Origin of the sequence: Streptomyces sp. SS7 (assembly GCF_037993025.1) — a bacterium.
GTDB lineage: Bacteria > Actinomycetota > Actinomycetes > Streptomycetales > Streptomycetaceae > Streptomyces.
This window is the reverse complement of sequence record NZ_CP141223.1, coordinates 8731398-8747230: the sequence shown is the minus strand read 5'-3', so window position 1 is coordinate 8747230 and position 15833 is coordinate 8731398. Positions and strand designations below refer to the sequence as shown.

At 76.4% G+C, this 15833-nt stretch carries 1 protein-coding gene; it reads right to left on the bottom strand.

Going from position 1 to position 15833, the window contains the following annotated elements; translation table 11 throughout:
* Window positions 1–54 precede the first annotated feature (54 nt).
* On the bottom strand, window positions 55–15825 hold the full coding sequence (locus tag U5640_RS39730) for an SDR family NAD(P)-dependent oxidoreductase (RefSeq protein WP_340384076.1): 15771 nt from the start codon (window positions 15823–15825) through the stop codon (window positions 55–57).
* Window positions 15826–15833 lie beyond the last annotated feature (8 nt).

The following is a 15833-nucleotide window of genomic DNA, read 5'->3' as shown; positions in this document are numbered from 1 at the left end:
CGTACTCCCCCACCTGGCAGGTCGTGTCGGTCGTGGCGGTGGCCGTGGTGCCGGTCATGACAGGCCCAGGTCGTTGTCGATGAGGGCGAAGATCTCCTCGGCGCCGGCCGTCTCGATCCGGTCCTGGAGGTCGCCGCCGTCGTCGCCCGTCCGCTCGGCGGACGGTTCGCCCTGGCCGCTCCAGCGGGTGGCGAGCGCCAGCAGGCGGGAGGCGATGCGGCCGCGCCCGGCGTCGTCCTCGGCGAGCCCGGCGAGCGCGGCCTCCAGCCGGTCGAGGGCGTCCAGCGCCGGCGCTCCGCCGCCCTCGGCCGCGGTCAGGGACCGCAGATGGCGGGCGAGGACGCGCGGGGTGGGCTGGTCGAACAGGAGGGTGGCGGGCAGCTGGAGCCCGGCCGCGACGCCGAGCCGGTTGCGCAGTTCCACCGCCATCAGCGAGTCGAAGCCGAGTTCGCTGAAGGCCCGGTCGGCGTCGACGGAGTCGGCGGAAGCGTGTCCGAGGACCGTGGCGACATGGCCGCGGACCAGGTGGATGAGCAGCCGTTCCTGCTCGGCCTCGGCGAGTCCGGCCAGCCGGGTCCGCAGGGCGCCGCTCTCCGCCGCGGCACCGCCGTCCCCGTCCCGCGCCTGCCGGCGGAAGGCCTCGGCCTCGGGCAGTTCGGCGAGGAGCGGTGCGGGACGCACGGCGGTGAAGCCGGGCACGAAGCGGTCCCAGGTCAGCTCGGCGACGGTCAGCGCGGCGTCCGCGCCGGTCACCGCCCGGTCGAGGGCGGCGAGGGCGGTGTCCGGGTCGAGCGGGACGATCCCGCCGCCCCGCAGGCGTGCCTCCGCGTCGGGGTCGGCGGCCGCCATGCCGCCGCCGGCCCACGGACCCCAGGCCACGGAGGTGGCGGGCAGGCCCTCGGCGCGGCGCCGGGCGGCGAGGGCGTCGAGGTAGGCGTTGGCGGCGGCGTAGTTGCCCTGTCCCGCCGAGCCGACGGTGCCGGCGAAGGAGGAGAACAGGACGAACGCCGACAGGGCGCGGTCGCGGGTGAGCAGGTCGAGGTTGCGGGCGGCGGCCAGCTTCGGCCGCAGCACCGCCTCCAGTCGCTCGGGGGTGAGCGACTGCAGCAGTCCGTCGTCGAGGACCCCGGCGGCGTGCACCACGGCGTCGACCGGGTGCCGGGCCAGCAGGGCGGCCAGGGCGTCGGGGTCCGCGGTGTCGCAGGCGGCCTGCGTCACCGTCGTCCCGTGGGCGGCCAGTTCGGCGCGCAGCGCCTCGGCTCCTTCGGCGTCGGGGCCGCGGCGGCCGGCCAGCACCAGGTGCCGGGCGCCGCGTTCGGCGAGCCGGCGGGCGACCCGGGCGCCGAGTGCTCCGGTGCCGCCGGTGATCAGCACGGTCTCGCCCGCGCAGTTCCACTCGGGTGCGTCGGCGGCGGGGTCGGCGGGCCGGGCGTGCACGAGGCGGCGGGCGAAGACCCCGGCGGCCCGTACGGCGGTCTGGTCCTCTCCGGTGGTGCCGGAGAGCAGGGCCGCGAGCCGTTCGGCGGTCCGCCCGTCGAGGGTGGCGGGGAGGTCGACGAGACCACCCCAGCGCTGCGGGTGCTCCAGCGCGGCGACCCGGCCCAGGCCCCAGGTGGCGGCCTGGGTGGGCGAGGTGACGCCCTCCCGGTCGGTGGCGGCGACGGCGCCGACGGTGGCGGCCCACAGCGGGGCGCCGATCTCCAGGTCGCCGAGCGCCTGGGTCAGGGCGAGCAGCGCGGCCAGGCCGGCGGGGGTGGCCGCGCGGTCCGTGGTGGCCACCGGCTCCTCGTCGAGTGCGAGCAGCGACAGTACGCCGCGTACGGCGTCCGGTTCGGGAAGCTTGCGCAGGTGGTCGGCGAGGGCGGTCCGGTCGGTGAGGGCGCAGTCCACGACCAGGGGCACGACGTGGGCGCCGTGCGCGGTCAGGCCCTCGGCGAGGGTGTCCGTCCAGGGGTCGTCGGCCCGGGAGGCGGGCACGGCCAGCAGCCAGGTGCCCGACAGCACCGGCGGCGGGCCGTCCGGCACCGGACGCCAGAGGACCGTGTAGGCGCGGGAGTCGAGGGTGGCGCGCTCACGGCGGCGGCGCCGCCAGGTCGACAGCGCGGGCAGCAGTTCGCTGAGCGGGGTGTCGTCGCCGAGGTCGGGGCGCTCGGTCAGCTCGCCCAGGTCGCCGCGCTCGACGGCGGCCCAGAACTCGTCGTCGACGCGCGCGCCGTCGTCCGGCGCCCCGGCCGCGGCGGGCAGGGCGGCCGCGAGCCAGTAGTGGTCGCGCTGGAAGGCGTACGTCGGGAGGTCCACCGTGCGGGCCGGACCGGTCAGCCCGGTCGGCGCGGCGGCCAGGCCGCGCACGTGCAGGACGCCCGCGGCCAGCAGGGCGGCGACCGGCTCCGGCCGGCCCCGGCGCAGCACGGGCACGGCGACGGCCGCGTCGGCCGGTTCCCGCGGGTCGTGGTGCGCGGGCTCCGCCAGGCTGTCGAGGGTCATCGCGGTCAGCGAGCCGTCCGGCCCGAGTTCCACGAAGGTGCCGACGCCGTCCTGACGCAGGCGGCGTACGCCGTCCGCGAAGCGCACGGTCTGCCGCACATGCCGCACCCAGTGGTCCGGCGAGGTCAGTTCGGCCTCGGTGGCCCGGTCGCCCGTCACGTTGGAGACGATCGGGATCGCGGGCGCGGCGTAGCGCACGCCGCGTGCGACCTCTTCGAACTCCGCAAGCATCGCGTCCATATGCGCCGAGTGAAACGCATGGCTGACCCGCAAACGCCTAGTCTTTCGGCCCAGCGCGGCGAAATGTCCCTCGATGTCACGGACGGCGTCCTCGTCACCGGAGACCACCAGCGCCGAGGGCCCGTTGACGGCGGCGACCGCGATGTGCTGGTCGCGTCCGGCGAGCAGCGGCGCCACCTCGTCCTCGGAGGCCTGTACGGCGGTCATCGCGCCGCCCTCGGGCAGCGCCTCCATCAGCCGGCCGCGGGCCGCGACCAGGGCGCACGCGTCGGGCAGCGACAGCACTCCGGAGACGTGGGCGGCGGACAGTTCGCCGATGGAGTGCCCCATCAGCGCGTCCGGCGCGGCCCCCCAGGAGCGCACCAGTTCGTAGAGCGCCACGTGGACGGCGAACAGGGCGGGCTGGGTGTAGGCGGTGCGGTCCAGCAGGCCGGCCTGCTCCGTGCCCTCGGGGGCGAGGACGACGTCGGCCAGCGGCACGTCGAGGTGCGGGGCGAACGCGGCGCAGACACGGTGGAAGGCCTCGGCGTACACCGGGAAGCGGGTGAGGAGTTCCCCGCCCATGCCGGGCCGCTGGGAGCCCTGGCCGCTGAACAGGAACGCCGTGCGGCCCCGTGGCCCGGTGCGCCCGCGGACCACCGCGGCGGTGTCCTCGTCGCGGCCGAGCGCGGCGAGCCCGGCCAGGAGCCCGGCGCGGTCCTCGGCGACCACCACGGCCCGGTGTTCGAAGGCCGCGCGGCCGGTGACGAGGGAGTGCGCCACGTCGGCGGGGGTCGGCTCGGGGTCGGCGGTCAGCCGGGCGCGCAGCCGCTCGGCCTGTCCGCGCAGGGCGGCGGCCGATCGTCCGCTCAGCGGCCAGGCGACGGGCCCGGCGGTGTGCGGCGCGGCGGGTTCTCCGGCGCCCTCCGCCGTGTCGTCTCCCGCGCCCTGCTCCAGGACGACGTGGGCGTTGGTGCCGCTGATGCCGAACGAGGAGACCGCGGCGCGCCGCGGGCGTCCCGTGGCCGGCCAGGCCACCGGTTCGGCGAGCAGCTCGATCCGGCCGGACGTCCAGTCGACGTGGGTGGTGGGCCGGCCGAGGTGCAGGGTGCGCGGCAGCGTTCCGTGCCGCATCGCCAGCACGGTCTTGATGACGCCGGCGACGCCGGCGGCGGCCTGGGTGTGTCCGATGTTGGACTTCACCGACCCGAGCCACAGGGGCTGTTCGCGGTCCTGCCCGTAGGTGGCGAGCAGGGCCTGGGCCTCGATCGGGTCGCCGAGCGCGGTGCCGGTGCCGTGCGCCTCCACCGCGTCGACGTCGGCGGGCGTGAGTCCGCCCGCGGCCAGCGCGGCGCGGATGACGCGTTGCTGCGAGGGCCCGTTGGGCGCGGTCAGTCCGTTGCTGGCGCCGTCCGAGTTGACGGCGCTGCCGCGGACCACGGCGAGCACCGGGTGGCCGTTGCGGCGGGCGTCGGAGAGCCGCTCCAGCAGGAGGATTCCGGCGCCCTCGCCCCAGCCGGTGCCGTCGGCGTCGTCCGAGAAGGCCTTGCAGCGGTGGTCGCCGGCGAGCCCTCCCTGCCGGTCGAACTCGGCGAACGCGCCCGGTGTGGCCATCACCGTGACACCGCCGGCGAGCGCCAGGTCGCACTCGCCGGACCGCAGCGACTGGGCCGCCCAGTGCAGGGCCACGAGGGAGGACGAGCAGGCGGTGTCCACGGTGACCGCCGGGCCCTCCAGGCCGAGCACATAGGCGACGCGGCCGGAGGCCACGCTGGCGGCGTGCCCGGTCAGGAGCTGTCCGCGCGCGTCCTCGGGGACGTCGTGCGCGGCCGAACCGTACCCCTGGTAGTTGGTGCCGACGAACACGCCGGTACGGGAGCCGTGCAGGCCCCGCGGGTCGATCGCGGCCCGCTCCAGCGCCTCCCAGGAGATCTCCAGCAGGAGTCGCTGCTGGGGGTCCATGGACACCGCCTCGCGCGGCGAGATCCCGAAGAAGTCCGCGTCGAACTCGGCGGCGTCGTACAGGAATCCGCCCTGGACGCCGTCCGCGTGCCAGCCGCGGTCGGCGGGCGGTGCCCCGATCGCGTCCACGCCGTCGGCGAGCAGGCGCCAGAAGTCCTCCGGTCCGCGGACGCCACCGGGGAAGCGGCAGCCGATGCCGACGATCGCGATCCGCGCGTCGTCGTCGGCCGGGTCGGCGGCACGCGGGGCCGTCGGCACGGGAGCGGTCGCGGCGGCCGGGGGTTGGGTGTCGAGGAGTTCGGCGCCGATGTGACGGGCGAGCGCCTGCGGCGAGGGGTAGTCGAACACCAGGGTGGCCGGCAGGCGCAGTCCGGTCGCCGCGTTGAGGCGGTTGCGCAGTTCGACGGCGGTCAGCGAGTCGATGCCGAGGCCGCGGAAGTCCCGGCCGGCCTCCACGGTGTCCGGGCCGGTGTGGCCCAGCACCAGGGCCGTCTGGGTGCGTACGAGGTCCAGGACCGCCGTCTCCCGCTCGGGCTGTCCGAGCGCGGCGAGGCGGGTCCGGAAGCTCTGCCCGGCGTCGGCGCCGTCCGTCGTGGCCGCGGTGCGGCGCGCCGGGGCGACGGCGAGGCCGCGCAGCATGGCGGGCAGGGCCGCCACCGCCTGCCTGTCCCGCAGTACGCGCCGGTCGAGCGCGAGGGGCACGAGGACGGGTTCGGTCCGTCGCAGGGCCGCGTCCAGGGCGCCGAGGCCCTGTGCGGGGGCGAGCGGCCGCATTCCGCCGCGGGCCATGCGGCGCAGGTCGGCCTCGGTCAGCTCGGCGGTCATGCCCGCACCGGGCGCCCACGGACCCCAGGCGAGGGACACCGCGGGCAGACCGGCGGAACGGCGACGGGCGGCGAAGGCATCCAGGAAGGCGTTGGCGGCCGCGTAGTTGGCCTGACCCGCGCCGCCGAACATCCCGGCGACGGAGGAGAAGACCACGAACGCGGACAGGTCGGCATCGCGGGTCAACTCATGCAGATGCGTCACCGCGTCCACCTTCGGCCGCATCACCGTCGCGAACCGCTCCGGGGTGAGGGAGGACACCACGCCGTCGTCCAGGACACCCGCCGCGTGCACCACGGCCGTCAGCGAACGCCCGGCCAGCGCGGCGGCCAGCTGGTCACGATCGGCGACATCCACCGCTACGACGTCCACCTCAGCGCCCAAGCCACCCAGCTCGGCGACGAGTTCACCGGCTCCCGGCGCATCGAGGCCACGACGGCCCGCCAGCAGCAGACGCCGTACCCCGTGCCCGGTCACCAGATGACGGGCCACCAGCGCGCCCAGACCACCCGTACCACCGGTGACCAGGACCGTGCGGTCCCGGTCCAGCGGCGCGGGGACGGTGAGGACCACCTTGCCCACGTGCCGGGCCTGCGACAGATACCGGAACGCCTCGGGGGCCTGCCGTACGTCCCAGCAGGTGACCGGGAGGGGCTCGAGCACACCCTGTTCGAACAGGGCGACCAGGTCGGACAGCATGTGTCCGATCCGCTCCGGACCGGCGTCCCACAGGTCGAAGGCGCGGTAGGTCACGCCCGGGTGCTCGGCGGCGACGGTCTCCGCGTCACGGACGTCGGTCTTGCCCATCTCCAGGAAGCGGCCGCCGCGCGGCAGCAGCCGCAGGGACGCGTCGACGAACTCCCCGGCCAGGGAGTCCAGTACGACGTCCATGCCGCGGCCGCCGGTCTCGGCGAGGAAGGCCGGCTCGAAGTCCGTGTCGCGGGAGGAGGCGAGGTGCGCGTCGTCCAGTCCGAGGCCGCGCAGCGTGTCCCACTTGCCGGCGCTCGCGGTGCCGAACACCTCGGCGCCCCGGTGCCGGGCCAGTTGCAGGGCGGCCATGCCCACACCGCCGGCCGCCGCGTGCACCAGCACCGACTCGCCGGGCTCCAGCGCCCCCAGGTCGGTCAGCGCGTAGTACGCGGTCAGGAACACGAGGGGCACCGACGCGGCCTGCGCGAACGTCCAGCCGGCCGGGATCCGGGCCACCGTGCGGGCGTCCGCCACGGCCACCGGTCCGAACGAGCCCGAGAACAGGCCCATCACGCGGTCGCCGACGGCGAGAGCGGTGACCCCGGGACCGACCTCGGTCACCAGTCCGGCGCCCTCCAGACCGAAGTCCTTCGCGTCGCCGGGATACATGCCGAGCGCGTTGAGCACGTCACGGAAGTTCACCCCGGCGGCCCGCACGGCGATGCGGACGTGACCGGGGGGCAGGTCCGCTTCCGCCTCCGGGGCCGGCCGCAGGGCCAGCCCTTCCAGGGTTCCCTGCTCCGCGATGGCCAGCCGCCAGGCCGCCTCCCCCGTGGGAGGGGCGAGGTCACGGCCGGTCGCGGCCGGGGCCAGACGCGGCGTGAAGACGGTGCCGGCGCGGACCGCGGCCTCGGCCTCGTCCGAGGCGAGCGCGGCCGGGACGACCGCCCACGACTCGTCGGCACCGTCCAGGTCGAGGAGCGCGAACCGCCCCGGGTTCTCCGCCCGGGCCGCCCGCACCAGACCCCACACCGCGGCGAGGGCGGGATCGGGGGCCGTCGCGTCGAGCGTGACGGCGCCCTCGGTGACCACCACCAGACGGGCGCCTTCGTAGCGCTCGTCCGTCAGCCAGGCGCGTACCAGTTCCAGCGCGTTCAGGGTGGCCGTGCGCACCGCGTCCCCGGGGTCGCAGGCCGGGGGTGCGAGGCCGATCAGCACGTCCTCCCCGGCTGCGGCGCCGGTCGTCGGCAAGGTGGTCGGGAGGGACGACGGCAGGGCTGCCGGTGCCGCCGACGAGGCTCCGTCCAGCGGGAGCGGCGTCCAGTCGACCCGGTGCAGCAGTTCCGCGTGCGGGGTGTCCGCCGTTCCGGCGGCCGGTGCCGTGAGGGCGCGCAGGCTGAGCGATCCGACGGTGGCGACGGGTGCGCCGGAGGGATCGGCCAGGTCGAGGGTGACCGAGCCGTTGCCGGTCGTGCGCAGACGGGCGTGGAGCTGTGCCGCGCCGGTGGCGTAGAGAGTGACGCCGGTCCACGAGAAGGGCAGGCCGGGGGCCGGCGGCTCCCCCGCCGCCGTGTCGCCGGTGGCCGGCGGGGCGGTGGCGAGGGCGTGCAGCACCGAGTCCAGCAGGGCGGGGTGGATGCCGTAACGGCGGGCGTCCTGGGCGGCCTCGTCGGGGAGGCCCGCTTCGGCGAACAGGTCGTCGCCGTGCTGCCGGACGCGGGCCAGTCCGCGGAACAGCGGCCCGTACGACAGGCCGGTTTCGGCCAGCTGGTCGTAGAGGGTGTCCGTGGGGATCGCGGTGGCGTCGGCGGGCGGTCGTGCGTCCGCTTCGGCGGCCGGCCCGGCGGGCTCGGGGAGCAGGGTGCCGCTCGCGTGCCGGGTCCACGGCTCGTCGTCGGGTCCGTCGGTGTCGGAGCCGTCGGCGGGGCGCGCGTACACGCCGATCTCGCGGCGTCCTTCCGGGTCCGGGGCGCCGACGGTGACCTGGAGCTGGGCGGCTCCCTGAGCGGGCAGCACCAGCGGTGCGTGCAGCGTGAGTTCCTCGACCTGGGCGCAGCCGACGCGGTCGGCCGCGTGGAGTGCGAGTTCGAGGAAGGCGGTGCCGGGCAGCAGGACGGAACCGGAGACGACGTGGTCGGCCAGCCACGGCTGGAGCCGGGTGGACAGCCGTCCGGTGAAGAGCGCGGCTCCGCTGTCGGCGAGGGTGACGGCGGCGCCGAGCAGCGGGTGCCCGGCGGCGGAGAGCCCCGCGGAGCGGAGGTCACCGAGGGGTCCGCCGGCCGTGCGCGGCCAGTAGCGGCCGTGCTGGAAGGCGTAGGTGGGCAGCTCGGCGGGGCGCTCGGCGGGGAAGAACGCGGACCAGGTGACGTCCGCGCCGTGGGCGTGGAGGGTCGCGGTCGCCGCGAGCAGTGTCGCGGGCTCGGGGCGGTCGGGGCGCAGGGCCGGGACCGCGACCGGTTCGCCGTCGGTGAGCGAGGCATGGGCCAGCGCGGTGAGGGTGCCGTCGGGGCCCAGTTCCAGGAACCGGGTGACGCCCTCGGACTCCAGGGCGGCGACCGCGTCGGCGAAGCGGACCGGCCTGCGGACGTGCCGGACCCAGTACTCGGGGGAGCACAGCTCCTCGGCCGTGGCGGGCTCGCCGGTGACCGTCGAGACGAGGGGCAGGTGCGGAACCTCGTACGTCAGGCTCTCCGCGACCTCGCGGAAGGCGGCCAGCATGGGCTCCATCAGCGGGGAGTGGAAGGCGTGGCTCACCCGCAGGGCCGTGACCTTGCGGTCCTGGGCGCGGAAGCGGTCCGCGACCTCCTGCACCGCGTCGGCGGTCCCGGCGACGACGACCGCCCGGGGGCCGTTGACGGCGGCGATCCCGACCCGTGTGTCGTCCAGGAGCGGCAGGACCTCCTCCTCGGTGGCCCGGACGGCGACCATCGCCCCGCCCTCGGGCAGGGCCTGCATCAGCCGGCCGCGCGCCACCACCAGCCGGCAGGCGTCCGCCAGCGACCAGACGCCCGCGACATGCGCCGCGGCGATCTCACCGATCGAGTGACCCGCGAGGACGTCCGGGCGTACACCCCACGACTCCAGCAGCCGGAACAGGGCCACTTCCAGCGCGAACAGGGCGGGCTGGGTGAACTCGGTGCGGCCGAGGGCCTCCGTGTCGTCCCCGAGGACGATCTCCCGGAGCGGGCGGGGCAGTTCGGCGTCGACCTGCGCGCAGACGGCGTCGAAGGCGTCCGCGAAGACCGGGTACGTCTCGTACAGCTCCCGTCCCATGCCTGCCCGTTGGGCGCCCTGGCCCGCGAAGAGGAACGCCGTGCGGCCGTCGGGCCGGGAGCGGCCGGTGACGCCCGCGGGGCCGGGCTCGCCCTGGACCAGGGAGGTGAGGGCGGCCAGCAGTTCGGCCCGGTCGGCGCCCAGCAGGACGGCGCGGTGTTCGAGCGCGGTACGGGTGGTGGCGAGGGCGAGGCCGAGGCTCGCGGCGGTGAGGCCGGGCCGGGCCCCGACGTGGTCGAGGAGTCGTTCGGCCTGCTCGCGCAGGGCGTTCTCGGACGCGCCGGAGATCACCCAGGGCAGCGGGGCACCGGTGTCGGCGTCCTGCGGCGCGGCGTCACGGGGCCGGTCGTCGGCCGGTGACGGCTGGTCGTCCCCGGGCTGCTCGACGATGACGTGGGCGTTGGTGCCGGAGACGCCGAACGCGGAGACTCCGGCGCGGCGCGGCCGGTCGCCGCCGGGCCAGGGCGTGCTCTCCGCGAGCAGTTCCACGGCGCCCGCGGACCAGTCGACATGGGTGCTGGGGGCTTCGGCGTGCAGGGTGGGCGGCAGCACGCCGTGCCGCATCGCCATGACCATCTTGATGATGCCGGCGACACCGGCGGCGGCCTGGGTGTGCCCGATGTTCGACTTCAACGAGCCCAGGAGCAGAGGGTGTTCGCGGTCCTGGCCGTAGGCCGCCAGCAGGGCCTGGGCCTCGATCGGGTCGCCCAGGGTCGTGCCGGTGCCGTGCGCCTCCACCGCGTCCACGCCGGCCGGGGTCAGCCCGGCGTCCGCCAGGGCGGCGCGGATGACGCGCTGCTGGGCGGGCCCGTTGGGCGCGGTCAGGCCGTTGCTGGCGCCGTCCTGGTTGACGGCGGAACCGGCGACCACCGCGAGCACCGGGTGCCCGTTGCGGCGGGCGTCGGAGAGCCGCTCGACGACGAGCACGCCCACGCCCTCGGCCCAGCCGGTGCCGTCGGCGTCGTCGGAGAACGCCTTGCAGCGGCCGTCCGCCGCCAGCCCGCGCTGCCGGCTGAACTCCAGGAAGGCGCCCGGGGTCGACATGACGGTGACGCCGCCGGCGAGGGCGAGGTCGCACTCGCCCGCGCGCAGCGCGCGCACCGCGAGATGGAGGGCCACGAGCGAGGAGGAGCAGGCGGTGTCGACGGTGAGGGTCGGTCCTTCGAGACCGAGGACGTAGGCGATACGGCCGGAGACCACGGCGGCGGCGTTGCCGGTGCCGAGGTAGCCGTCCCCGGCGTCGGGTGTGCTGAGCAGCAGGGCGGGATAGTCCTGGCCGTTGGAGCCCATGAAGACGCCGGTACGGCTGCCGCGCAGGGCGCCCGGGGCGATGGCGGCGCGCTCCAGCGCCTCCCAGGAGGTCTCCAGCAGCAGGCGCTGCTGGGGGTCCATGGCGACGGCCTCGCGCGGCGAGATGCCGAAGAAGGCGGGGTCGAAGTCGCCGACGCCGGTGAGGAATCCGCCGTGCCGGGTGTAGCTGGTGCCGGGGCGGCCGGGTTCGGGGTCGTAGAGCGCGTCGAGGTCCCAGCCTCGGTCGGCGGGGAACTCGCCGATCGCGTCCCGTCCGGCGGCGACCAGCTGCCACAGCTCGTCCGGGCCTCGCACGTCGCCGGGGAGACGGCAGCCCATGCCGACGATGACGATCGGGTCGTCCGTGGCGCGCTCCGCGCGGACCGCGCCGCCCGTGCCGTCGGGGTCCGCGGGCCCGGTGTCGCCGAACAGCTCGCCGTGCACGAACGCGGCGAGGTCGACGGGGGTGGGGTGGTCGAAGACGAGCGTGGCGGGCAGGGCCAGGCCGGTCTCGGCGGCGAGGCGGTTGCGCAGTTCGACGGCGGTCAGGGAGTCGAAGCCCGAGTCGCGGAAGGCGCGCCGGGTCTCCAGCAGCGCCGCGTCGGTGTGGCCGAGGACGGCGGCGGCGTGGGTGCGGACCAGCTCCAGGAGGGCGCGGGTGCGTTCGGCGGCCGGGCGGCCCGCCAGACGTGCGCGCAGGGCCGCGGCCGTTCCGGCGTCGTCCGGTTCGGTCCGCCCCGTGCTGAGCGCGTCCCGTGCCTCGGGCAGGTCGGCGAGGAGGGGGCTGGGGCGGGTGCTGGTGAAGCCGGGGGCGAACCGTGTCCAGTCGACGTCGGCGACGACCTGGCCGGTGACGTCCTGCTGGAGGACGCGGCGCAGCGCGGCGAGTGCCGTGTCGGGATCGAGGGCGGCCAGGCCGCGTCGGCGCAGGTACTCCTCGGCGCCGTCCTCGGCGGCCATGCCGCCCTCGCCCCAGGGCCCCCAGGCCACGGAAGTGGCGGTGGCGCCGCGGGCGCGCCGCTGTTCGGCCAGGGCGTCGAGGTAGGCGTTGGCGGCGGCGTAGGCGCTCTGGCCGCCGCTGCCCCACACGCCGGCGATGGAGGAGAACAGCACGAACGCGTCGAGCGGGCGGTCACCCTGGGCGCGCAGCACGGCGTCGAGGTGGGCGGCGCCGTGTGCCTTGGCGGCGACGACCGGGTGGAGGCGGTCGGCGTCGAGGTCGGGCAGCGGCAGGGTGTCGGTGACGCCGGCCGCGTGGACGACGGCGTCGACGGTGTGGCGGGCGAGCAGGTCCTCGACGGCCGCGCGGTCGGCGATGTCGCAGGCCTCGATCGTCACGCGGGCGCCGAGCGCGGTGAGCGCGGCCGTCAGATCGGCGGCGCCCGGTGCGTCGGGGCCGCGCCGGCCGGTCAGGACGAGGTGTTCGGCGCCCTGTTCGGCGGCCCAGCGGGCGACCCGGGCGCCCAGCGCGCCGGTGCCGCCGGTGATCAGGACGGTGCCGCGCGGCTGCCAGCCGCTCCCGCCGGTCGGCGGGGCGGTGGGGTCCTCGGCGTGCAGCAGACGGCGTGCGAAGACGCCGGAGGCACGTACGGCGAGCTGGTCCTCGTCGCCGGGCCGGGCCAGCGCCGCGGCGAGCCGTGCCCCCGCCCGCCGGTCGACGGTGGGCGGCAGGTCGACGAGGCCGCCCCACCGGCCGGCCAGCTCCAGTGCGGCGACCCGGCCCAGGCCCCACAGTGCGGCCTGGGCCGGCTCGGGTGCGTCGTCGGAGCGGGCGGTGGCCACCGCGCCCCGGGTGGCGAGCCACAGCGGTGCGGTCACCTCGGCGTCGCCGAGGGCCTGCACCAGCCGCAGCGTGCGCAGCAGTGTGTCGGCCGGTGACGCCTGGTCGTCGTCGACGGGCAGGGCGAGGACGCCGGCACAGGGGGCGAGGCCGGTGAGCCGGGCGGCCAGCTCGGCACGCTCCTCATCGGGGGCGTACTCCAGGAGCACGACGTCGGCCCCGGCTGCCGTCAGCGCGTCGGTCACGGTGCCGACGGGGCGGCCGTCGCCCGTTCCGGCGGGGGCGAGGACGAGCCACTGTCCGGTGAGCGTGCCGCCGGCGCCCGGATCGAGGGGGTGCCAGGCGACGCGGTACCGCAGCCGGTCGACCCGGCCGAGCTCCCGCCGTCCGCGCCACCACGACGACAGGGCGGGTACGAGGGGGCGTACGAGCCCTTCGTCGACGTCCAGGGTGTCGGCGAGGGCGGCGATGTCCTCGTCCGCGACGGCCGTCCAGAAGCCGGTGTCCGCGGCACCGGTGTCGCCCGTGGGGCCGGCGGCGGACGGCGGAGTGGGCTCCAGCCAGAAGCGTTCCCTGCGGAAGGCGTACGTGGGCAGGTCCACCGCCCCGGCGCCGGTCCCCTCGAACACGGCCGGCCAGTCGACGGGCGCGCCGTGGGCGAAGGCACCGGCGACGGCCGCCATCAGCGCGGCGGGCTCGGGCCGGTCCTTGCGCAGCGTGGGCACGGCGGCCGGCGCCTCGCCCTCGAAGCAGCCCTGCGCGAGGGCGGTGAGGGTGCCGTCGGGGCCCAGCTCGACGAAGCGGGCCACCCGGCGCTTGGCCAGCAGCCGTATCCCGTCGGCGAACCGGACGGGCTCACGGACGTGCCGCACCCAGTAGTCCGGTGAGCACAGGTCGGCCGGGCGGGCGACCTCGCCGGTCATGTCGGAGACGAGCGTCAGCCGGGGCGGGTGGTAGGTGAGGGTCTCGGCGACCGCCCGGAACTCCTGGAGCATGGGCTCCATCAGCGGGGAGTGGAAGGCATGGCTGACCCGCAGGGCCGTCACCTTGCGGCCCTGGGCACGCATGTGCGCGGCCGTCTCCTCCACGGCGTCGGCGGCACCGGAGACGACCACCGCGCGGGGCCCGTTGACGGCGGCGATGCCGACGCGGTCGTTCAGCAGCGGCAGCACCTCCTCCTCGGTGGCCTGGAGCGCGGCCATCGCCCCGCCCTCGGGCAGGGCCTGCATCAGCCGGCCGCGCGCCACCACCAGCCGGCAGGCGTCCGCCAGCGACCACACTCCCGCCACATGCGCGGCCGCCAGCTCGCCGACGGAGTGGCCCAGCAGGAACTTCGGGGTGACACCCCACGACTCCAGCAGCCGGAACAGCGCCACCTCGAGGGCGAAGAGCGCCGGCTGCGCGTACTCGGTGCGGTTCAGCCGGTCCGCGTCCTCGCCGAAGACGATCTCCCGCAGACTGAAGGGCAGTTCGGCGTCCACGGCGTCGAACGCCGCGGCGAAGACGGGATGGGTGTCGTACAGTTCGCGGCCCATGCCGAGCCGTTGGGACCCCTGACCGGCGAACAGGAACGCGGTGGCACCGCGCACGGTGCGGCCCAGGACGGTCGCGGTGCCGGCCCGGCCGTCGGCGAGCGCGGTCAGTTCGTGTACGGCGGTGTCGTGGTCGGTGGCGAGGACGATCGCCCGGTGTTCCAGGGCGGCCCGGCCGGTGGCGAGGGCGTGGCCGACGTCCAGCGGGCGAGGCGGCTCGCCGCCGGCCCGCAGCCGGCCCAGCAGCCGGGCGGCCTGCGCCCGCAGCGCCTCCGCGCTGCGCGCGGACACCGGCCACGGCACGACGGGCAGCGTCCGGGGCTCGACGGCGGGGGCGGCCGGCTCCGCGGCGGGGGCCTCGGGCTCGTCCGCTCCGGCGGCGGGAGCCTGCTCGATGACGGCGTGCGCGTTGGTGCCGCTGATGCCGAACGAGGACACACCGGCGCGGCGCGGGCGGCCCGCCTCCGGCCAGTCGACGGGCTCGGTGAGCAGGCGCACGGCCCCGGCCGACCAGTCGACGTGCCGGGACGGCTCGGAGACGTGCAGGGTGCGCGGCAGCACGCCGTGCCGCATCGCCTCGACCATCTTGATGATGCTGCCGACGCCGGCGGCGGACTGGGTGTGCCCGATGTTGGACTTCAGGGATCCCAGCCACAGCGGCTGTTCGCGGTCCTGGCCGTAGGCGGCGAGCAGGGCCTGTGCCTCGATCGGGTCGCCGAGCGAGGTGCCGGTGCCGTGCGCGTCGACGGCGTCCACGTCGGCGGGCGCGAGGCCCGCGTTGGCCAGGGCGGCGCGGATGACCCGCTGCTGGGAGGGGCCGTTGGGGGCGGTGAGGCCGTTGGAGGCGCCGTCGGAGTTGATCGCGGTGCCGCGGACGACGGCCAGGACCGGGTGGCCCAGGCGGCGGGCGTCCGAGAGCCGCTCGACGAGCAGCATGCCGGCGCCCTCCGCCCAGCCGGTGCCGTCGGCGTCGTCGGAGAACGCCTTGCAGCGGCCGTCGGCGGCCAGGCCGCGCTGCCGGCTGAACTCGTAGTACATCGCCGGGGTGGCCATCACGGCGACACCGCCCGCGAGCGCCAGGTCGCATTCGCCGCGGCGCAGCGCCTGGCACGCCCAGTGCAGGGCGACGAGCGAGGACGAGCAGGCCGTGTCGACGGTGACGGTGGGCCCTTCCAGGCCCAGGGTGTAGGCGATGCGGCCGGAGGCGACCGAGGTGGCGTTGCCCGCCAGCAGCAGGCCCTGCACCCCGTCCGGGAACTCGCTCACGCCGGCGCCGTAGCCGGAGGTCGCGGCGCCGACGAAGACCCCGGTGCTGCTGCCGCGCACGGAGGCCGGGGCGATCCCGGCCCGTTCGAACGCCTCCCAGGAGATCTCCAGCAGGAGCCGCTGCTGCGGGTCCATCGCCAGCGCCTCACGCGGCGAGATCCCGAAGAAGTCCGCGTCGAAACGGGACGCCTCGTGCAGGAAGCCGCCGCCGAGCGCGTAGAAGGTGCCGGGGTTGTCGGGGTCGGGGTCGTAGCCCGCCTCGATGTCCCAGCCGCGGTCGGCGGGGAAGCCGGAGATGGCGTCCCCGCCCTCGTCGACGAGCCGCCACAGCTCCTCCGGGCTCTCCACCCCGCCGGGGTAGCGGCAGCTCATCGCCACGATCGCGATCGGTTCCCGGTCGCGTTCCTCCACCTCCCGCAACTGCCGGCGTGTCTGCCGCAGTTCCGCGGTCAACCGCTTGAGGTACTCGACGTACTTGTCGTCCGTCTTGCCGTCTTCAGCCACCAACGCCA